Genomic DNA, 19,172 nt, shown 5'->3' on the forward strand with positions numbered 1-19,172 from the left:
GCACCTAATCACCGAGATATGTTATTACATAAATAAAAAATCTCCTGCAAATGAGGAGATTTTTGTATCATTTATCATCTAAATTGAAGCGTAGTTTACATTGCAAATGTCCTTTTTTATTAACCATGATTTCTTCAAATAAATACAGGAACAATGCTCGCATATCTTCATTGCAGCTAGAGACAGGCGCCTGAAATTGTTTTAAATGATCTTTAATTAAATTTTCATTTTTTTGAACCCCTTCTAAGAATTTCATTTTTGCCTCTTTTTCCTCAATCCAACGTTCAATTTGATGAACTTTGTTTAGGATTCGATCTTTTGTAATGATCAATATTTTGATGTGAGGTTCCTTTTCTTCCTCCCTTTTAAAGGCTTTTTCAATTTCAATATCGCAAAGCTGGAGTTTTCGTTTTTCTGTTTGCCATGACACTTTTAAATCCTCAATACTTTTCATGATGCTGCTAATTTCTGTTTCCACTTTTTCCTGAACAGCCGAGATCAGTTTCTCCGTATCTATACCTTGATAACTTTTGAATACTTTTAATACCGTTTGATGTGCATCATCTGCATCTATTTTATAATTGCATGATTTGCATAAATACACTTTCTTTCCATATACTTTTCCCTGGTTGCTCGTCGTTCGCTGATCTTTTCCAATTAACCCCCCATTACAATTTTGGCACTTTAACAAACCTGTTAACAGAAAAGATGTTTTAAAGTGTTTCGGTGGAATTTTTCTCTCGTTCTTTGTTTTGTATAGATTCCAGCAATATTCCCATTCTTCAATCGTTAAAACCGCCGGAATAAGTGGACTTTTTTTCATTATCCACTCACTTCTGTCTTTTAACGCATTGTGTTTCTTTTCGTGTTTTCTTCTGATTGCGATATAACCTGCATAAAAGGGATTCGTAATGATGTTTTTCACGTGGTCTTTAGTCCATGCTTTTCCACGATAACTGTTTTCAGGAAGCTGTTTGGCAATAGATGAAAAACCATGATGATTTTTATATAACTCAAACACTTTTTTCACCAATTCTATTTCAGCTTCCACTATATCAAACTTTTCGGTTCCTCCTTCCTTTTTGGAAGTATACTGATACCCAAACGGAGCTCTGCCACCTGTCCATCGTCCATTTTTCGCCAACGTTTCAATTGCATTTTTTGTATTGATCCGGATTTTATCCAGCTCATATTTGGCTACTCCATCTTTAATCGCTCTAAAAATGGTGTCGCCAAAATCATATAAACTTTCTGTTTCACTTTCGATGATTGGGATATCTATATACATGCTCATTGAAAAGTTAACCTTCGCATAAGCGGTGCCCACTCCGGTTATACTGCTCCTAAGGAAAAGTATGGAAAAGGAGCGGAATTCTGCATGAAACGTCTCAAAATCACCAACGATCATGGATGGACACCTCGGACACTTCGCAAACAGGAACGGAAAATCAAAAACACCCTTCTTCGCCAACGGGTGATGGCGGTTCGCCTGGTCATGGAAGGCTATTTGGGCAAAGAGGTGGCCTCCATGGTCAACGTGTGCCGACAAACTGTTTCCCATTATGTGTCGCTGTTCAACGAAGGCGGCCTTGAACTCCTGCTTCATCGGGATTTCGCCCCCGGGCGAGAGCCGTTTCTCACCGAAGAACAGCAGGAAAAGATCAAACAGCTTGTGTTGACCACTACTCCCGCGGAACTGGGCTGGGACGTCGCTTCGGCGTGGAACACCAAACTCCTGCAATCCTATGTCGCAAAGCAATTCGGTGTTTCCATTTCCCGCGAAGCGCTGCGAAAACTCCTGCACCGCAAAGGGCTGTCGTGGACACGACCGACGTACACACTGGCGAAAGGAAATCTGGATGAGCAAAAACAATTTGAAAAACAAATGGATCTGATAAAAAAAACTTGATCACCAAGGAGACAGAAGATGCTGTTCTTCTGTACATCGATGAAACCCATATCCGCTCTTACCATGTCTTGCGGTCCACATGGTCGGAAGTCGGCCGCCAAAAACAAGTGTCGACGTTTGGCCATCATGCCCACGTATCGCTGTTTGGCGCGGTCAACGTCCATGATGGTGAAACGGTGCTTCATCAAACGACCGCTGCCAATGCCGCGACGTTCTTGGATTTCTTGAGAATGCTCAAACAGCGCTATTTAGACCGTCTCATGGTTTTGGTGTTGGATAACGCCCGCATTCACCATGCCAAAATGGTCAAGGAGTTTTTGCGGGAAGAAGGGCAGTGTTTTCACTTTATTTACCTTCCTCCCTATTCGCCACAGCTGAACCCGATCGAACGCTTATGGAAATGGCTGAAAGATACGGTGATTGCCAATGTATTTCACAAGGATCGCAACGATATCATTCAAGCCATTACTCGGTTTGTCAACTACATCCACGAACGTCCGGAGGAAGTGCTGCAGCGCTTAGGGTGTGCAGGATGAGAAGTTAACTCTTTATGTTGCATGTATATAATATATGCATCGTTGCGCGTATCAGATCATGTTCTTCAGGTATGCGTGCAATACGGGAATGTGAGTAGATAATAACGAAGTCAAATTTCTTTTCATAAGCTGCAGCAATCAATCGCTTATATCCTTCACGATCTTTTTTTCGTGAAGACACTCCCTCGTCCAGAATTTCCTCCACAATTGTACACTGATATTTTTCGGCTAAATCATAGGCGCTACGACGCTGTGTTTCCATTGTCTGCTTATGCGTGGAATGCCGACCATAAAAAACCCCTTTCATGCCTGGTGTCAAAATCTTAGATAAGTCCAATTTCTTCCCTTCCCTCCAATCCTGTAAATAATGGATGACGGAAAATAATTTCAATTTTCTCTTTACTGACCCGAACACGAGAGATAATGTCCTGCAGCAATTCTATTTTTTGATCGTCTTCCATGTCCGGATCAATCATTTTCAACGATGATTCCTGTTTCCAATCATGTATCGTCTTAAACTTTTCGTTCATTTCGAAAATCCTGGATTCTAATTCGGATTTAACAAACAAGCTTTGTTCATATTTCTTTAACATCTGTAACATCGACTTGTTTAATTGAAGTTCTTCTTCCTTTGCCAGAGCATGCTCCACTCTCTGTACCATACTTTCCTCTAACTGTTTCAGTTCACGGTCAATTTGCTTAATGGCTTCGATATATCCCTTCGTTTCTCCCTTGTATATTTTCTCAATAACCTCCGCAAATTGCGTATGAATAATTTGGTTAAAGAACTCATTCGCATGTTCAATAACTGTGTTTTCTAACCAATCTTTTGATGCTCGCACTTTGGAATGGTTTTTACATTTATACACTAAAAACGTTTTACCCTTTAATTGATGTGGCTTGCCATGCATTACTTGATTACATTCATCACAATAAACAAGCTCTTTTAATAAAAATACATGGTTTTCATTTTGATTTTCTTTTGATTTTTTGCGTCTCTTTACAACCTTACTCATTTTCTTTTGAACGTTTTCCCATACTGTTTCATCGACAATCTTAAGATGCGGCACATCTTTTTCAATTTCTTCTCCCTTTATGTGAGATATTCTTTTTCCTTTGTAAATAGGGTTTGTAAGAACGTTTTGCATATTAGAATAGTTCCATTCCTTATTATCTTTAAAGCGCAGTCCCAATTCGTTTACTATCTCTACAAATTTTGTGAGGGAGCTAAAATCTTTTTGCAAAAATAAATCATAAACGTTTTGGATTGTCTTTACTTCCTCTTCAACTAAAATCCAATCAGACTCCTCCTTATCCTCTTCAGGATCCTCTCGGGGTGATCGATACCCAAATGGAATACGTCCCCCAGCATGTTTTCCTTCTCTTGCTACAGTTACTTTAGAATCTTGCAATTTTTGAACCAATTTTTCAGCATCTTCCTGGTTCATGGCGGCGACAATCCGTTCAATTAATTCAGCCTCCGCCGTATACATCATAGGAAATTCAAAGTCCGCTGCGAAAATGACATTTATCTTATGCTGCCTTAGTAAATCATATAAACTCATATACTGTTGTACATTCCGTGCCAAACGGCAACGGCTGTACACAATTAAATTTTTTACGCGCCCCTTTTTTATTTCCTCGATTAGCTGCGCCATGCCCTTTCTCTCTTCCATTTTCTTTTTTCTGGCGGACGTTTCTCGATCCATAAACTCATCATCGATCAATAAACGGTTTTTTGCTGCTACCTCACGCACATGCTGCATTTGCATTTCAATGGATAACTTCTGCTTTTCTTTGCTAATCGAGTTGCGGTAATAAGCAACCGTTTTCAATCATCCAACACCTCCAACTCCCTTTTCGTTTCTTGTCTGTTCTGTATTTGCTTCAAAATAATATCTGTGTACAAGTCAAACCACTTTTCCGCTGCCTCTGGATCATGAACATATTGAATAGAAACGACTTGGCAAGTTACTTTTGGGATTTTTCCTTTCATTCCTATCTCTCCTCAAAAAATTTATGATGTTTTCCTAAAACTTAAGCTTACAAACAGGATTTTTTTGGATGAATGTTGAAATACAATAAAGCCTTTGTTTCTAACCAAACTTGTATTTCTTTGAAAATACATGCGTCTAGCCATTTTTATGGAGGAATTCGAATATGTTGCAACATATAGGAGAACGAATTCGTGTGCTAAGAAAACAAAAAGGAATCAGTTTAAATGCTTTCGCTGAACGGTTAAATGTTTCTCCCGCTTATCTCAGCAATTTAGAAACGGGTAAAACAGATACCATTCAGCTTTCACTTCTCGAAAAACTTCAAGAAGAACTCTCACTCCTTCCTGTTGAAACAACACATTCCAGTGATAGCGAATTCGATATTCGGATCCAGCATGTCATGAAACAACTAAAGGAATTGGAACAAAAGCACCCTGAAGTCGCTGATTACCTCCTTTCCACACTGGAACGAGGAGTTCATTTGTTTTTAAATGAAAACTCCACTCGCTAATTTTATGATGAACAAATTTTGGTAATTTTATTCATAATAATAAACATCTGTTCATAATAATGAATAAAATTAACAAAAAAGGAGAGCCTAACCATCGACCGGTTGGCTCTCTTTTTGTTGGAAGGCAACTTGAATCTGTTTGGCTTGTTCCTGACCGATTTCTTTATGCAATAGGTGATGAATTGCGCTTCCCTTAAACTTCTGTTCCCATGCAACCATTTTTTCTTGGATCATTTGAGCAACGGGGTGGCTATGAAGATCGTGGATGTCGTCAAATGAAAATTTTCCTAAACTGCTATTTACGGAGAAGCGAACTTTCACATCTTCCATCGGTATTCCCCCTTTGCTCATACATATGCGAAGAATGGGATAGGACAACCCTGTTAATCGTTCAAACTCATTGTTTGGTTCATCCACACATATATATGGGATATGGGACAAACAGTGTTGGAGGCAATCTGTATGAAAGACACTTTTCAAGAAAGATCGATTGCTTTATATTGCCGCGTTTCTACGGACGAACAAGCTCGGGAAGGGATTTCGCTCGATGAACAACAAGAACGGCTAAAAGCTTATTGCCGAGCCATGGGATGGAGTGAAGAACCTCTACTTTTTATAGATGACGGTTATTCTGCTAAGAATCTTGATCGTCCGGAATTAAATCGTTTATTAAAGGAAGTAAAAAAGGGGACGATTTCCAAAATATTAGTCACGAAATTGGACCGTTTGAGCCGACGACTATTGGATCTTTTGAAATTAATTGATATGTTCCAGGAGCATAACGTTTCATTTATTTCGATTAGTGAATCGTTTGACACCAATACTCCATCCGGTCGTCTCACCTTACAGGTTTTAGGTGCGGTTGCTGAGTTTGAACGAGAACGAATTCGGGAACGTGTTTTTGAAAACATGCTGCACGCAGCCAGACAAGGAAAATGGTTAACACAAAGCCCTTACGGTTATCGGTTACAGAATAAAGAGTTGGTTATTTATGAACCGGAAGCACAAATCGTTCGAAACGTTTATGATTGGTACCTTAATAAAGGGCTCGGCTACTATGCGATTGCTAAAAAGCTAAATGAAGAAGGAATACCTTCTCGTCAGAAAAAAGAATGGTCGATTCGGGCTATTAAACTAATGCTTACGAATCCCGTATATAAAGGAACCCTGGTTTGGAACCGCATGGATTCCAGTAAATCGAAGCGGGTAAAAAAAGATGACGCTGATTGGGTTGTCCTTGAAGACGCTTGTCCAGCTATTATTGATCAAGCTACATGGGAACAAGTACAAAAAAGAGTAAATAAAAAACAAATGGCACCTCGAGCACAGACAAGTCCGCATTTGCTTGGTGGACTATTAAAATGCGGCAGATGTGGTTCAGGAATGAGCATTGGTTGGTCAGGTTCAGCGAAAAATCGCTATCGCGTTTACCGTTGTTCCGCTAACAAAAACAAAGGAACGTGTACAAGCAAACAGTACCGCGCTGACGATGTGGAATCATGGTTTAAACATGGGTTATTAAAGTTAGCCGATTCGATTAACTCCCAAATGATTCCTCATCTTATTCAAAAGGCTGCTGAAAACGAAGAGAGCACAATCGAGCAAAAAATTCGAGCCGCCAAAAACCGTTATAAACGAAAAGTGGAAGCGTACACGGCAGGACTCATTGAGTTAGAGGATTTAAATGAAGAAAAAAAGCGGATGGAACAAATCATTGCAGAAGCTCAAAAAGCGGAAAATGCTTCTTTAGTGGATGTAAAAAAGCTTGAGGCAATGGTGAAAGAAAAAATAAACAATGTGATCGATGCAATCGATGTTTTACCAGTCCCGGAAGCAAAATCATTAATTAAAACGATTGTTGAAAAAGTGATTTTACTTGATGAAAAGGATATTGAAATCGTATTAAACATTCAGTAAATGGAGTTGACAGCATGAAACCGATCACCTTACGCCAATTGCTCGATACTAATCAATTTCAGAATCTGCTTCATCTAAAAAAAGAACTGATCTCTTACAAAAATTCGGGTGTCATTTTTTATAAAGAAGTGATGAGTTCGCTTGAAATCGACACGCCATTCGAGTTGTATTTTGTGTTGTCAAAAGGAGGAATTGAATACGAGAACGCATTCCCGATGCCAATTAATTTTTACAGAGAGTATTTAACATATAACCGTCCTCTAGAGTACCTTGCGTTTTTTTATCAAGAATACTACGGAACAAAAAACATCCCATCCGACCGATTTTTTCAAACATTAAACGTTTTTCAAGCCAAAAAATATGTTTGGTTTTACAACTCACGAGAGGACGGTAAGTATGGATTGGGTACCGTTTGATACATCACTAGAAAAACATCCCAATAAAGCTTTGATCACCTATATGGCAAGACAGTTTGATATCGAACCGGTACTGATGCACCACTTGTTTATTCACGGCATCGACAATTGCGAAAAAGTATCACGATTCATATTTCCGACCATAGATGATTTTCATGATCCATTTCTGATGAATGACATGAAAAAAGCGATTATACGCATTATTAAAGCCTTGACGCAAAAAGAAAAGATTTTCATTTATGGTGATTATGATGTAGATGGAATGACAGCAACGGCTATCCTGTACAAAGCTTTAAAGAAATTTAAAGCAGATGTCCAGTATCGATTGCCACTTCGTAGCGAAGGTTACGGTTTGTCACCGAAAGCAATGGAAAAAGTTCCGGAAGATGTCTCTTTAATTATTACAGTAGACAATGGATCAAGCGCCCACCCTGCCATGGAAGTGGCAAAAAGAAGAGGCATGGATGTCATTGTTACGGATCATCACGAAGTTTTAGGTCCGCATCCCGACTGTTATGCGTTTATTAATCCAAAGCGTCATGACAACACTTATCCTTTCCCGCATCTGGCAGGTGCGGGAGTCGCTTTAAAAGTCGTACAGGCACTATTTATGGCAGGAAAAATTCCTTGGGATAAACATGTTTACGAATTTATTGAGTTTGCGACATTAGGTACGATTGCGGATCTAATGCCTCTCAAAGGAGAAAATCGTATTATTTGTAAACTTGGATTGCAAAAAATGAACTATACACCAACCCCTGTATTAAAAAAACTCTTTGAAATGTTACGAATTAAATATGTCGATAGTTCCACCATTAGCTTTCAAATTGGACCGATTTTTAACTCGTCGGGACGAATTGGAGATCCAAACGAAGCTGTCGATATCCTAGTCAACCCTTTATGTACAAAAGCAGATCTTTACGCATTAATTACTTTAAATAAAAAGCGGCAACAAATGACAAAAGAACAATTCCAACGTATTGAGGAACAAATTATTCAAAATCAATGGTACAAACAAAATGTTATTGTTGTTTGCGATGATTTTCACAGCGGAATTATCGGTCTCATTGCTGCAAAAATAGCCAATAAATTCAAAAAGCCAGCGATTGTGATTTCCTTGACAGGAGCCGGTTCTGCCAGAAGTGTAAATGCGACGGATTTTTCCATGATTAATGTGATTAAGAAATGCTCCCATTTCTTAACCAAATACGGTGGTCATCGAGCCGCTGCTGGTTTTTCGATTAAACCCGATTTTGATCATATTCATGCTTTTAGAGAAGCGATTCAACTAGCAGCCTTAGACGAACCGCCACTAACTCCAAAATTAAAATATATTAGTACAATTCCCTTACATCAGTTCCCTATGCATATTTTTGATGACTTAGGCGTTTTAGAACCATTCGGAATGTCATTTCCAAAGCCGTTGTTTTATTGCTCACCGCTGGTAATCAAGCAATTCCAAGTATTCGGAAAAAACAATGAACATTTAAAATTAATAACAAATGAAAAAAAAGCCATTGCCTTCTTTAAAGGAGCAATGGCAAACAAACTCCAACAACAATCGTTAGCTGAATGTCTTTACACTCCTAGCTGTCCGATAAAAAAAGATTTTTTAATTCATGATCTTCGTTTCATCCAATAACAAAAGAGCCTTGGAAAAAGTTAAATACAATTAACAAAATATACTGTTTTTTGCAGAGGAGGACATAACCCACAACGAGGGGCTGTACATTGACAGAATGGTATATGGAAATAACACAATTGTATTTGGATCTAACTCTAGTGGCAGATTTATTTTGGTTCGCTATGAATCCGAGAATAATCTGCCACTTTTATATATACAAAGTGATTACATAATACCCGTGGTGCTAGATAAAATCGAGTAAGCATAAAAATAGCCCTTGCTTGTGGATCTCCTGTAGAATGAAAGTGTTATCCAACATTCGAAAGGAGAATCCCCATGCAAGAGCACTTTCATTTTACTACAGATCAAGCAAAGATTCAAAAACAATATGCAGTCATTTTCTTTTTTGTTTCTGCCCAGCTGTCACAAATTCAATTCTATCTTCAACGTCGCAATCGTCATTTGGTGAAACAAGAAGATACGGTGATCATTGCTATTCATCTTTTAGGAAAGCTGCTTGGCTTCTCTTCCGAACGTGCATGGCATCGCTTTGTGACTGGGAACTTGTTTACGGATGGACATTTTCTCGAACGTTCTCGATACAATCGCCGTTGTCGAGCGCTGCGCTTTGCGATCAAATGGATCCGCCATGAACTGGCGAAACGCGGCCAACATCATGCCTATGCCGTGGTCGATAGCTTGCCGTTAGAGTTGTGCCATGCTGCGAGAATGCATCGTGTCAAACGGTTTCAAGGGATCGCCGACATCGGGTATTGCGCTTCAAAAAAGCAATGGTACTACGGGTTGAAACTGCACCTTCAAGTGACCGATCAAGGTTTGCCAATGGGATATGTGGTGACGGAAGCATCCTGCCACGATCGAATCGCAGCCGAAAGCGTGATGACCCAAATTCCTCATCCCTATAACCTCGGGGACAAAGGGTTCATTAGCCGTGACTTGCAAAAAAGGCTGTACGAAGAATACCAAATGGCGCTTTGGACTCCGTCTCGAAAAAACCAGAAACATCGCCCGTCCGAGGCATGGGAGAAGTGGATCCAACAAAAACGCAAAGTGATCGAGACGGTGTTCTCGGTTCTGGTTGACCAATACCGGATCACAGAGATTCGAGCGAATTCCATGATCGGATTTGAAGTAGCGCTCGACGGCATATTGTTAGCCTATTCGCTGGTCACACTAGGGCTAGTTGAGTTCTAACGCTCAACTAGCACCACGGGTTACATAATATAAAATTCATAATCAGTCTATACCTACAACTGGACTGCGACGCTCAAGCAATACCACATCACGCCATACCCCATTTAACTTTCCTATACGTTGTCGGATACCAACTTCACGAAATCCAACACTTTGATGTAAACGTAAACTTGGTATGTTTTCAGGGAAAATCCCTGCTGTTAATGTCCAAAATCCTTTTGCCTCGGATTCTTTGATCATAGCTTGTAGAAGTTTTTTTCCCACTCCTTTTCCCCGACTCACATCTCGAACATACACACTCACCTCTCCCACCCCTTCATACACGCAGCGATCCGATACTTTACTTATCTTACACCAGCCTTGAATGCCTTCTTCGTTTTCAGCGACCAAACATAAATTTGCGGCAATGGTCGATTCCCATTTTTCAAACGATGGTGCTGTCGTTTCAAACGTTGCTTGTCCTGTCGCAATTCCTTGCTCGTAAATTTCCTTCACTTGCATCCAATCCTCTTTGCGAAAGCTACGAATGTTCATATGAAAAATCCCTCCTTATTTTCATACAGAAAAGGCACTAGGAATCGCCTAATGCCTTTTCCATGTAACATTAGCAACACTCACGCTTTTCTTCCCCAACGAGTTCCGATCTGTTACACCACATTTTTTAAGGTTTCATTGCTTTAATGATCGCAGAAACAATGTAATCCTCGATGTTCGCTCCAGGCACCCAATCTTTGATAAACTCCTTCGATTCATCTTTTGGTTCAATGGTGATCTGTGTGAATCCACTCTGTTGTAACATGGATTCCAGTTCACCAATCGATGCTGCTCCTGATACGCAGCCCGAATACAAGACATCCATATTGTTTTTGATTTCCGATGGAAGTTCTGCCGTCGCCACAACGTCGGAAATGACAAGGCGCCCTCCTGGTTTCAGCACACGATAGGCTTCCTTGAACACCTGGGGCTTATCTGGAGAAAGATTAATGACGCAATTGGAAATAATGACATCCACCGAACCATCTGCCACCGGTAAATATTCGATTTCTCCTAACCGAAATTCAGTATTGGTAAAGCCACCCTTGGCAGCATTGTTGCGTGCTTTGCTGATCATTTCTGGTGTCATATCCACACCAATGACGCGCCCGGTTTCTCCGACCTGACGAGCAGCCAAAAAGCAATCGAAACCGGCACCACAACCAAGATCCAACACCACATCTCCGGGGTTCAATTCCGCAATTGCTAGCGGGTTGCCGCAACCAAGTCCAAGATTAGCTCCTTCTGGCACGGCAGATAATTCCTCATCCGAGTATCCTAGTTTTGCTGATACCTCATTAGGTGTACCACAACATCCGGAAGAGTCTGAACAACAGCTTCTAGAATTTACTTCCTGCAGCGCAATTTGCTTATAGCGGCTGCGGACATTTTGCCGGATTTGATCGTTATTAACGTGATTCATAAGTTATCACTCCTTAAATGATATAGAATAAAAATCCTGATAACGTTGCCATCGTCATGACAGAACCTACAAACGCAAAGACCAGCTTCTTTCTAAAGATACTGTGTAATCATGTGATCTCCGGTAAGCTTGCCCCTGCTGAGCTAACCATCGGCGCCATAACAGGTCCTAATGCCATGCCTTTTGCAATCAACATTTGTGAAATGGGAATCATCGTGAAAAGGCGGATATACAAAGGAATTCCGATGATTGCTGCAAGTGGAACAAGCCACCACTTATCACCCCCCATATAGGTTGAAATCCATTCTGTCAGTACAGCACCATGAATAATGGCTTCAATGCCTGCACCCAAAAGCAAATATGGATAAACCGTTTTTATTAAGTGAAAGGTCTCCTGTAAAGCTTCTCTCATGTTTCGTTTCTTTCCGATCTCTACTTCTCCTTTTTTTACTCCGAGTGTCGCAGCCATGAGTGTCAATATGATTGGATCGAGCACAGGAGAATCAAAGAGAAAAATCATCACAATACCGAAACGGACCTTCTGGTTTAAAAGCGATACGACAACTGGGATCGTAGAACATGAGCAAAACGCAAACGCGACAGCAACCAATGCTCCGAATAACGGATGGCGCTTTGTTAACAAACTTTGCATTTTATCATAAGGAATATATCCTTACTGAAAAGTGAATGACGAACGAAATAGCCAAAAACAAAAGAGTTAATTCTAACGCAATATAAGAGAAAGTCTTGAAAAATCGCTATGCTCATTGATTATCTCTCCTTATTTTATTTGCAAATTACAACTATATGTTTAACAAACAGGCAAGCCTAGATATACTTGCCTCAAAATAACGGTTTACAACATACACTTGATTTTGCCATACACTCATTCAACAATTTAATCGAACGAATCACGGTTTCTTTCTCAAATTCCGTCATATGTGAAAACACTTCTTCTAGATATCGATTTATTTCTCGATCAATGGTTGTTGCGATAAACTTTCCTTCGGTGGTTAACGATAACGTGTATACTCTTCGATCTTCAGGAAGCGGCGTTTTTTTTACTAATCCCTTTTTCACTAAATTTTGAATCTGTCTGCTGAACGTGGTAATATCCATTCCTAATGCTTCAGCCACTTGTTGCATGGAGGGATGTTCTCTTTTGTCAATTTCATAAAGAATATGGCTTTGAACGAGAGAAATATCTACATCATCAATCGAACAGCAATTTTTATTTAGCAATCCAAAACGACGTGTCATCACTTGAAACAACTCTCTAATGTTTTCCATTTTTTCACCTCTATAATTATTTATATCACATTATTTGCATATTGCAACTTTTTAATTTAGAAAATAGAATAAAATTTCACCAATTTTTATCATGATTTCCCCTCCTGTAAAATCAGCCGAGAAGATTCTTCTCGGCTGTCATTTAGTCTTATTCGCCTGTTTCAGCAAATTTTTTGATGCGCGCGCCGATTTCATCGCGAACACGACGGAATACAGCTAATTTTTCCTCCTCCGTTCCTTCCGCCTTTGCCGGATCATCAAATCCCCAATGAACACGTTTCACATTTGGTGGGGTTACTGGACAATGGTCCGCTGCATGACCACATAATGTTACTACCAAATCCGCTTTATTTAAAATTTCCGGATCAATGATATCCGATGTCTGGTTCGAAATATCAATTCCTACTTCTTTCATGACTTTTACCGCGTTTGGATTTAGTCCATGCGCTTCAATACCGGCGCTGTACACTTCCCACTCGTCGCCAAGATATTTTTTTGCCCATCCTTCTGCCATTTGGCTGCGGCAAGAGTTACCTGTGCATAAGAAGTAAATGATCTTTTTGTTTTTCATGTTTCCTTCCACCTCTGTTGTTAGTATGATACTGATTCTGTTTTAAAGTATTTTCGTTGAAACCATAGTGCCACGTTGACTAACGCAATCATGACAGGCACTTCCACCAGTGGTCCAATAACAGCTGCAAATGCTGCACCAGAATGGATCCCAAACACGCCAACAGCTACGGCAATCGCTAACTCAAAGTTATTACTGCCGGCTGTAAAGGCAAGTGTTGTGGTTACAGGGTAGCTCGCTCCAAATTTCCTCCCTAAGAAGAAGGAAACGAAGAACATCAACACAAAGTAAATCAACAATGGAATGGCAACTCTCACTACATCCAACGGCAAGCTTACAATGACGTCTCCTTTTAAAGAGAACATGACGATAATCGTAAACAACAAAGAAATCAATGTAATCGGGCTGATTTTTGGAATAAATACTTTTTCATACCATTGTCTGCCCTTTGCTTTTACCAACAAAAAGCGCGTCAACATTCCGCCAAGAAACGGAATTCCTAAGTAAATGAACACCGACTTAGCGACTTCCATCATTGTAATATTAACGACAGCACCTTCTAGTCCTAACCATTCTGGAATGATCGTCACAAACACATACGCATAAACAGAGTAAAATAGCATTTGGAATACAGAGTTAAACGCCACCAATCCAGCTGCGTACTCCCTCTCTCCTTTCGCTAAATCATTCCAGACAATCACCATCGCAATACAACGTGCCAGACCGATTAGGATGAGTCCGACCATGTATTCCGGTTTATCCGGTAAGAATATGATCGCCAACAAAAACATAAGAATCGGTCCAATAATCCAGTTTTGTACGAGCGATAACACTAATACTTTCACATCTTTAAAGACGCGCCCAATCTCCTCATAACGAACTTTTGCTAACGGAGGATACATCATTAAAATTAAGCCAATCGCAATTGGAATTGATGTGGTCCCTACCTGCAAACTGTTCATTCCGTCTACAAAGCCTGGAAAGACAAATCCTAAGCCAATTCCTGCTGCCATAGCAAGGAAAATCCAAAGCGTGAGGTATCGATCCAAAAACGATAGACGTTTTTTCCCCGTATTATTCATTTTTTCCCCCCTAATAATTTAAATTAGTAGATTAGTAGGTTAACAACCGCAACGGAGCGTAGGGTTGGTTTCCTCAATCTTACGAATATTCTCTGTTTGATCTGGAATATGTTGCAGAATATCTTGGATGAAATCATATAACTCATTTTGTGAATTGAGGGAATAATAAATCCACTGTCCCCTCTTATCTTCTTTTACTAATCCTGCATCTTTTAACTTGCGAAGATGCTGACTAATAGCCGGCTGACTCATGTCAAACACCTCAAGAAGCTCGCATACACAACACTCACGTTGTTTTAAAATTGCCATGATCGTTAAACGTGTTTTATCACCAAGCAACTTTAAAACGTGTGATGCTTTTTCTATTTCCACTACTGTCTTTTGCATGGAAACACCTCCTATTCTTTTATGATTATATAGTTATTTACTTATATATATGAGCGAAAATGAAATATGATACTCCTAAATCCCTTTATTTGCAATTTTGTTCCTCTCACACTAAATAATGATGTCACATCTTTCATATCCACGAAATGGATATGGTAGTATAACCATACTTACTCTTCCCTTTAATAAGTATATAACTACATACTTATATAAAACAAGAGAAAAAAACGACTTTAACATAATCTTTACAAATTCAAACGAAAGTGTGAAATTCGGAAGTAAACTTGCCTTATCTCGTCTCCATTTGTTGTTATTCTTCAGAACGAGAGATTCTCCTCCTCGTCATAAATTTCTTTTATTTGTTTCGGTTCGTTTGTTAACTCCATTTCAAATCCTTATTTATTTGATAAGTAAAAAAGACTAACGACTCGAGTCGTTAGCTAACACTGTTTCGTCAACTGAATTCAGGATTTGTTCTAATTTGGTTCGGATCGCGTTTTTAAGCATGGATCTTAAATTTTTTTTATACTTCTTCTTAGTCAATGGACAAATATATTCTCCATCATCAATAACCTCGTTTTTTAACTCTCCATCTTCATTGAAAAACAACGTATATATTTCGTTGATTAGTTTATTTTCTTGCTGTATGTAGTTTATTGTTTCACTTTTGTATCCCTTGATCACTTTTTCGAAAATCATTTTAAAATCTTCAATAGACATCTCTTTCTTTAATTTGCGTTCCATTGTTTTTGGTGTTTCATTACTACTTTCTTGTTGATTTTTCTTTTCTAATTCTTGATACATCTCATCCATTTGCTCATATAAACCGATTAAAAAAGCATTTTCTTCTTCCAGTTTTTGAACTTTAACCGTTAATTCAGTGATTTGCTCGTAAACCAAGTTCAACTCATCCTGCATATTAATGAGTTGATTTTCTAATTGATTCTTCTCCTCCATGAGCTGTTTCATTAATTCTTCCGAGTGAGTGCTATCACCTTTAACTTCTTCAGAATCCAATTTATTATGCTTTTCACGATGGTCATTCGCCAACATTGAAAAAGAGTTTTCTACATACCATTCATAAACTCCCATTACTTCAGGCAAACCTGGTCTCTGTTCTTCAATAAACTCGAATAAATCATCGTGATAAATTCGCCAACCCTCCTTTCGATTTGCCGAACGTTCTGCTTTAATCTTTCCTTCTCTGATCCAACGAGTAACCATTTGAATTGAGTCAGTAATGTAATATTCCTGAAGTATTTTTAGTGCTTGGTGAACATTATATACTTCCATCTCCTTCTCCCCCGCTCAAAATTATTTAAAATAAAAATATGTTGGTAATGTTATACCTATGACATTACCTAAGTAATTTTAGGAAAATAAGAAATGCTTGGCTTTAAGCGCCAAGCATTTTTATTAAAATCCCATTTAATTAATTAAGATCTCTAAAATTTAGGTCATTTGTTTTGTTAGTTTTGACTGTTTTTAATCAGGGCTTTGTTAAATTTCAATGTTGATTTTTAAACCACACAAAAAGACCGAAATAAATTCGGTCTTTTTGTGTGTCTTCTTCAACTATTGCATTATTCTTTCACATTTAGCAATCGCATGCTGTTTAATGTTACGATTAATGTTGCTCCCATATCCGCAAATATCGCTAACCATAACGTTAACCAACCAGGTACAATTAACAATAACGCCAGCACCTTAATGCCCAAAGAGAAGGTAATGTTTTGCTTAATAATTGCTAAAGCCTTGCGGCTCAATTTAATCGTATATGGCAATTTACTTAAATCATCAGACATTAAAGCAATATCGGCTGTTTCAAGGGCTGTATCGGTTCCAGCACCACCCATTGCCACACCAACGGTTGAAGCTGCAAGAGCTGGTGCATCGTTCACACCATCTCCAACCATCGCAACACTTCGATACTTGTCGCGAAGCTCTTTGATGAAATTCAGTTTATCTTCTGGAAGTAAATCGGCTTTAATATCGGAAACACCGACTTGTTTTCCGATGGCTTCGGCTGTTCTTTGGTTATCTCCCGTCAGCATCACCGTTTTTTCAATACCGACTTGATGAAGTTTTCGAATAACCTCTTTGGATGATTCTCTTATTTCGTCTGCCACGGCAATTAACGCCAGAATTTCTTTTTCCGTTCCTAATGCCATGACCGTTTTCCCTTGTATTTGAAGGGTTGTAATTTGTTCTTTTATTTCTGATTGGATGCCATTTGGAAGAAGTTCTTCAAAAAGACCTGGACTTCCGACATAATACATTGCGTTATTTACTTTGGCTTTGACCCCTTTACCTGTAATGGATTGGAATTCTTCAACCGATACATCATTAAAATTCAATCCATCTTCTTCTGCTTTTCTTATAATGGCGGAAGCAAGTGGATGTTGTGAGCCTTTTTCAATGGCTGCTGTAATGGTCATTAGTTCATTTTCATTGCCATTATAAGTGACTACATCGGTGACGGAAGGAATACCTTTTGTTAATGTTCCTGTTTTATCAAAAGCAATCACTTTTAAGTTTCCTGCTTCCTCTAAATAAATACCACCTTTAATTAACACACCGTTTTTCGCTGCATTTCCAATGGCAGTTACAATCGAAACAGGCGTGGAAATAACCAACGCACACGGACAACCAACCACTAATACAGCTAGACCTCGATAAATCCATTCGCTCCAATCAGCACCCATAAATAATGGAGGAATAACGGCTAGTAAAAGAGCAAAAATGATAATGGCTGGTGTATAGTATTTGGCAAAACGATCTACAAACGCTTGAGAAGGTGCTCGTTCTGCTTGAGCTTCTTCCACTAAATGGATGATTTTCGAAAGAGTTGTATCTTCCACTCGTTTTGTAACTTTTACTTCCAATAACCCTTCTTCATTCAATGTTCCTGCAAAGACTTCATCACCGACTGTTTTGGTTACTGGAACACTTTCTCCCGTAATGGCAGCCTGATTTAGCGTAGATGTACCCTTGATGACGATTCCATCCATCGCTAATTTCTGACCAGGCTTTACGATCATAATATCTCCGACTTGAATATCGTCAACAGGGACCATCATTTCTTCATTTCCGCGACGAATTAATGCTTCTTTTGGAGCAATATCCATCAACGATTCAATGGATTGACGAGCTTTATCCATGGAATAACGCTCTAAGGCTTCGCTAATGGCGAATAGAATAACAACCGTTGCACCTTCTCCCCATTCACCAATCGCTGCAGCTCCTAAAATCGCCACTGTCATCAGCGTATTCATATCAAAATTCAATCGAACTAGGTTTTTGAAACCTTTTATAAATAACGAATATCCACCGATTAAAATTGCTGCAGCATATCCAATTGTCGCAAAGATATGCTCTTCTCCGTATTGCTTCCCTAAAAACCAACTGATCACAAGCAAAACGGCGGAAATATACACTTTAATGTTCTCTTTTTGCTTCCAAAAAGGTTCACGCTTGACTGCTTTTTCTTTATCTTCCCGAACCTTTAAGTTTTCAAAAGCTCCTGCTTTTTCTAATTCTTCGATGGTTGTTGTACCCCAAACGGTAATTTTAGATGCTCCAAAGTTTACTTTAGCATCTTGAACACCTGGCAATGATTTTACATTATTTTCAAACTTTGCCGCACAGTTTGCACAAGTAAATCCTTGAACACGGTAGGTTTTCGCTTCTGATTTAGATAATTTTGCTTGTTGTTCAGACACGGACTTTCACCTCTTTATCATGTGCTAACGCAATCATGATTAACTGCTTAATATGGTCATCATCCAGCGAATAAAATGCTAGCTTTCCTTCTTTTCGATACTTTACAATCCCTTGTTTATAAAGAGTCCGTAAATGATGGGAAGTGGTTGCAACAGAAGCCCCAATGATATTGGCAATATCACATACACATAACTCTTCATCTTGGCAAAGTGAATAGGCAATTTTTGCCCTATTTTCATCTGCCAGTGCTTTAAACAACAGGACAACACTGGATATATCTTCTTTTTGCAATTCCCCTTGTATTCGATTGACTTTTTCTTCGTCATAACAATAAATTTCACATGTATCTTTCTTACTCATTCATTATCCCCCTTTCATATTCAAATTTCCGTTTGAATATATTATACCTCATTTCTTTTATTATTCAAACATTTATTTGAATGAAAAACAAAAAAGAATTGGATGTAAAAAATCAACCTAATATTTACCAGGCATTTCATTTAATTAGCTACATCAAAAAATTCTATTAGCTAAAAAC

The 19,172-nt window shown here is 38.9% G+C and carries 21 protein-coding genes and 1 pseudogene; 7 read left to right on the forward strand and 15 right to left on the reverse strand.

Going from position 1 to position 19,172, the window contains the following annotated elements; translation table 11 throughout:
- Positions 1-67 precede the first annotated feature (67 nt).
- The gene (locus CWI35_RS07230; protein ID WP_240432155.1) at positions 68-1,408 is read right to left on the reverse strand and encodes a recombinase family protein; all 1,341 of its coding nucleotides are present in this window, start codon (positions 1,406-1,408) and stop codon (positions 68-70) included.
- On the opposite strand from CWI35_RS07230, the gene CWI35_RS18425 reads away from it, so the two are divergent.
- Both CWI35_RS18425 and CWI35_RS18430 read left to right on the forward strand, forming a co-directional pair.
- Positions 1,379-1,909 (forward strand): helix-turn-helix domain-containing protein, encoded by a 531-nt coding sequence (locus CWI35_RS18425; protein ID WP_174704307.1) that lies wholly within the window; start codon positions 1,379-1,381, stop codon positions 1,907-1,909. The genes CWI35_RS07230 and CWI35_RS18425 overlap by 30 nt on opposite strands.
- A complete protein-coding gene (locus tag CWI35_RS18430; protein ID WP_240432157.1) occupies positions 1,906-2,445 on the forward strand; it encodes an IS630 family transposase in 540 nt (179 codons plus the stop codon). Before CWI35_RS18425 ends, CWI35_RS18430 begins: the two co-directional genes overlap by 4 nt.
- A gap of 4 nt (positions 2,446-2,449) precedes the next feature.
- Here CWI35_RS18430 and CWI35_RS07240 read toward each other — a convergent pair whose 3' ends face one another.
- The 3 genes from CWI35_RS07240 to CWI35_RS18260 are packed head-to-tail and all read right to left on the reverse strand — an operon-like array spanning position 2,450 to position 4,441.
- Positions 2,450-2,752 (reverse strand): recombinase family protein, encoded by a 303-nt coding sequence (locus CWI35_RS07240; RefSeq protein ID WP_346426316.1) that lies wholly within the window; start codon positions 2,750-2,752, stop codon positions 2,450-2,452.
- A 16-nt stretch (positions 2,753-2,768) separates the two neighbouring features.
- Positions 2,769-4,280, reverse strand: a complete 1,512-nt coding sequence (locus tag CWI35_RS07245; protein ID WP_119877631.1) for a recombinase family protein — start codon at positions 4,278-4,280, stop codon at positions 2,769-2,771.
- Positions 4,277-4,441, reverse strand: a complete 165-nt coding sequence (locus CWI35_RS18260; protein ID WP_162924024.1) for a hypothetical protein — start codon at positions 4,439-4,441, stop codon at positions 4,277-4,279. Before CWI35_RS18260 ends, CWI35_RS07245 begins: the two co-directional genes overlap by 4 nt.
- 164 nt (positions 4,442-4,605) lie before the next feature.
- Between CWI35_RS18260 and CWI35_RS07250 the strand changes: the two genes are divergently transcribed.
- On the forward strand, positions 4,606-4,953 hold the full coding sequence (locus tag CWI35_RS07250) for a helix-turn-helix domain-containing protein (protein WP_011230101.1): 348 nt from the start codon (positions 4,606-4,608) through the stop codon (positions 4,951-4,953).
- A gap of 87 nt (positions 4,954-5,040) precedes the next feature.
- On the opposite strand, the gene CWI35_RS07255 is transcribed toward CWI35_RS07250, so the two are convergent.
- Positions 5,041-5,283, reverse strand: a complete 243-nt coding sequence (locus CWI35_RS07255; protein WP_025038995.1) for a hypothetical protein — start codon at positions 5,281-5,283, stop codon at positions 5,041-5,043.
- 132 nt (positions 5,284-5,415) lie between these two features.
- Here CWI35_RS07255 and CWI35_RS07260 point away from each other — a divergent pair, with 132 nt between their 5' ends.
- The 4 genes from CWI35_RS07260 to CWI35_RS07275 all read left to right on the forward strand — a co-directional run bounded on the left by CWI35_RS07260 (position 5,416) and on the right by CWI35_RS07275 (position 10,125).
- Positions 5,416-6,870: a recombinase family protein gene (locus CWI35_RS07260; RefSeq protein WP_119877632.1), complete on the forward strand. Its 1,455-nt coding sequence runs from the start codon at positions 5,416-5,418 to the stop codon at positions 6,868-6,870.
- A 14-nt stretch (positions 6,871-6,884) separates the two neighbouring features.
- Positions 6,885-7,286, forward strand: coding sequence for a hypothetical protein (locus tag CWI35_RS07265; RefSeq protein WP_021322496.1), 402 nt, complete (start codon positions 6,885-6,887; stop codon positions 7,284-7,286).
- A complete protein-coding gene (recJ, locus tag CWI35_RS07270; RefSeq protein ID WP_119877633.1) occupies positions 7,267-8,928 on the forward strand; it encodes a single-stranded-DNA-specific exonuclease RecJ in 1,662 nt (553 codons plus the stop codon). Before CWI35_RS07265 ends, recJ begins: the two co-directional genes overlap by 20 nt.
- A 318-nt stretch (positions 8,929-9,246) precedes the next feature.
- Positions 9,247-10,125, forward strand: a complete 879-nt coding sequence (locus CWI35_RS07275) for an IS982 family transposase (RefSeq protein WP_119877634.1) — start codon at positions 9,247-9,249, stop codon at positions 10,123-10,125.
- Between the two features lie 42 nt (positions 10,126-10,167).
- Here the strand turns inward: CWI35_RS07275 and CWI35_RS07280 are convergent, their stop codons facing one another.
- The 10 genes and pseudogenes from CWI35_RS07280 to CWI35_RS07325 form a co-directional block, all read right to left on the reverse strand.
- On the reverse strand, positions 10,168-10,659 hold the full coding sequence (locus CWI35_RS07280; RefSeq protein WP_011230097.1) for a GNAT family N-acetyltransferase: 492 nt from the start codon (positions 10,657-10,659) through the stop codon (positions 10,168-10,170).
- 127 nt (positions 10,660-10,786) lie between these two features.
- Positions 10,787-11,581: an arsenite methyltransferase gene (locus CWI35_RS07285; protein WP_011230096.1), complete on the reverse strand. Its 795-nt coding sequence runs from the start codon at positions 11,579-11,581 to the stop codon at positions 10,787-10,789.
- A gap of 13 nt (positions 11,582-11,594) precedes the next feature.
- Positions 11,595-12,315: pseudogene (locus CWI35_RS07290) on the reverse strand (permease).
- A gap of 109 nt (positions 12,316-12,424) precedes the next feature.
- Complete coding sequence (locus CWI35_RS07295) at positions 12,425-12,871, reverse strand: MarR family winged helix-turn-helix transcriptional regulator (protein ID WP_011230094.1); 447 nt, start codon at positions 12,869-12,871, stop codon at positions 12,425-12,427.
- 148 nt (positions 12,872-13,019) lie between these two features.
- Positions 13,020-13,442: an arsenate reductase (thioredoxin) gene (gene arsC / locus CWI35_RS07300; RefSeq protein WP_011230093.1), complete on the reverse strand. Its 423-nt coding sequence runs from the start codon at positions 13,440-13,442 to the stop codon at positions 13,020-13,022.
- 20 nt (positions 13,443-13,462) lie between these two features.
- Positions 13,463-14,524, reverse strand: coding sequence for an ACR3 family arsenite efflux transporter (gene arsB / locus CWI35_RS07305; RefSeq protein ID WP_069304018.1), 1,062 nt, complete (start codon positions 14,522-14,524; stop codon positions 13,463-13,465).
- 39 nt (positions 14,525-14,563) lie between these two features.
- Entirely contained in the window at positions 14,564-14,911 is a 348-nt protein-coding gene (locus CWI35_RS07310; protein WP_011230091.1) for an ArsR/SmtB family transcription factor, read from the reverse strand.
- 420 nt (positions 14,912-15,331) lie between these two features.
- Positions 15,332-16,204: a DNA-binding protein gene (locus tag CWI35_RS07315; protein ID WP_011230090.1), complete on the reverse strand. Its 873-nt coding sequence runs from the start codon at positions 16,202-16,204 to the stop codon at positions 15,332-15,334.
- A gap of 290 nt (positions 16,205-16,494) precedes the next feature.
- On the reverse strand, positions 16,495-18,633 hold the full coding sequence (locus tag CWI35_RS07320) for a heavy metal translocating P-type ATPase (RefSeq protein ID WP_011230089.1): 2,139 nt from the start codon (positions 18,631-18,633) through the stop codon (positions 16,495-16,497).
- Positions 18,626-18,994: an ArsR/SmtB family transcription factor gene (locus CWI35_RS07325; protein WP_011230088.1), complete on the reverse strand. Its 369-nt coding sequence runs from the start codon at positions 18,992-18,994 to the stop codon at positions 18,626-18,628. The genes CWI35_RS07320 and CWI35_RS07325 overlap by 8 nt, the downstream gene beginning before the upstream one ends.
- Between the last annotated feature and the right edge of the window lie 178 nt (positions 18,995-19,172).

It is taken from the genome of [Bacillus] caldolyticus (genome assembly GCF_003595605.1).
Classification (GTDB): Bacteria; Bacillota; Bacilli; order Bacillales; family Anoxybacillaceae; genus Geobacillus; species Geobacillus thermoleovorans.

Excerpts from the sequence above, each read along its gene's own strand:
- CWI35_RS07295 (WP_011230094.1), bottom strand. The coding sequence starts at position 12,871 with ATGGAAAACATTAGAGAGTTGTTTCAAGTGATGACACGTCGTTTTGGA.
- CWI35_RS07285 (WP_011230096.1), bottom strand. The coding sequence starts at position 11,581 with ATGAATCACGTTAATAACGATCAAATCCGGCAAAATGTCCGCAGCCGC.
- arsB (WP_069304018.1), bottom strand. The coding sequence starts at position 14,524 with ATGAATAATACGGGGAAAAAACGTCTATCGTTTTTGGATCGATACCTC.
- CWI35_RS07260 (WP_119877632.1), top strand. The coding sequence starts at position 5,416 with ATGAAAGACACTTTTCAAGAAAGATCGATTGCTTTATATTGCCGCGTT.
- CWI35_RS07255 (WP_025038995.1), bottom strand. The coding sequence starts at position 5,283 with ATGGAAGATGTGAAAGTTCGCTTCTCCGTAAATAGCAGTTTAGGAAAA.
- CWI35_RS07315 (WP_011230090.1), bottom strand. The coding sequence starts at position 16,204 with ATGGAAGTATATAATGTTCACCAAGCACTAAAAATACTTCAGGAATAT.
- CWI35_RS18425 (WP_174704307.1), top strand. The coding sequence starts at position 1,379 with ATGAAACGTCTCAAAATCACCAACGATCATGGATGGACACCTCGGACA.
- CWI35_RS07265 (WP_021322496.1), top strand. The coding sequence starts at position 6,885 with ATGAAACCGATCACCTTACGCCAATTGCTCGATACTAATCAATTTCAG.
- CWI35_RS07230 (WP_240432155.1), bottom strand. The coding sequence starts at position 1,408 with ATGATCGTTGGTGATTTTGAGACGTTTCATGCAGAATTCCGCTCCTTT.
- CWI35_RS07240 (WP_346426316.1), bottom strand. The coding sequence starts at position 2,752 with ATGAAAGGGGTTTTTTATGGTCGGCATTCCACGCATAAGCAGACAATG.
- CWI35_RS07275 (WP_119877634.1), top strand. The coding sequence starts at position 9,247 with ATGCAAGAGCACTTTCATTTTACTACAGATCAAGCAAAGATTCAAAAA.
- CWI35_RS07250 (WP_011230101.1), top strand. The coding sequence starts at position 4,606 with ATGTTGCAACATATAGGAGAACGAATTCGTGTGCTAAGAAAACAAAAA.
- CWI35_RS18260 (WP_162924024.1), bottom strand. The coding sequence starts at position 4,441 with ATGAAAGGAAAAATCCCAAAAGTAACTTGCCAAGTCGTTTCTATTCAA.
- CWI35_RS07325 (WP_011230088.1), bottom strand. The coding sequence starts at position 18,994 with ATGAGTAAGAAAGATACATGTGAAATTTATTGTTATGACGAAGAAAAA.
- arsC (WP_011230093.1), bottom strand. The coding sequence starts at position 13,442 with ATGAAAAACAAAAAGATCATTTACTTCTTATGCACAGGTAACTCTTGC.
- recJ (WP_119877633.1), top strand. The coding sequence starts at position 7,267 with ATGGATTGGGTACCGTTTGATACATCACTAGAAAAACATCCCAATAAA.
- CWI35_RS07310 (WP_011230091.1), bottom strand. The coding sequence starts at position 14,911 with ATGCAAAAGACAGTAGTGGAAATAGAAAAAGCATCACACGTTTTAAAG.
- CWI35_RS07280 (WP_011230097.1), bottom strand. The coding sequence starts at position 10,659 with ATGAACATTCGTAGCTTTCGCAAAGAGGATTGGATGCAAGTGAAGGAA.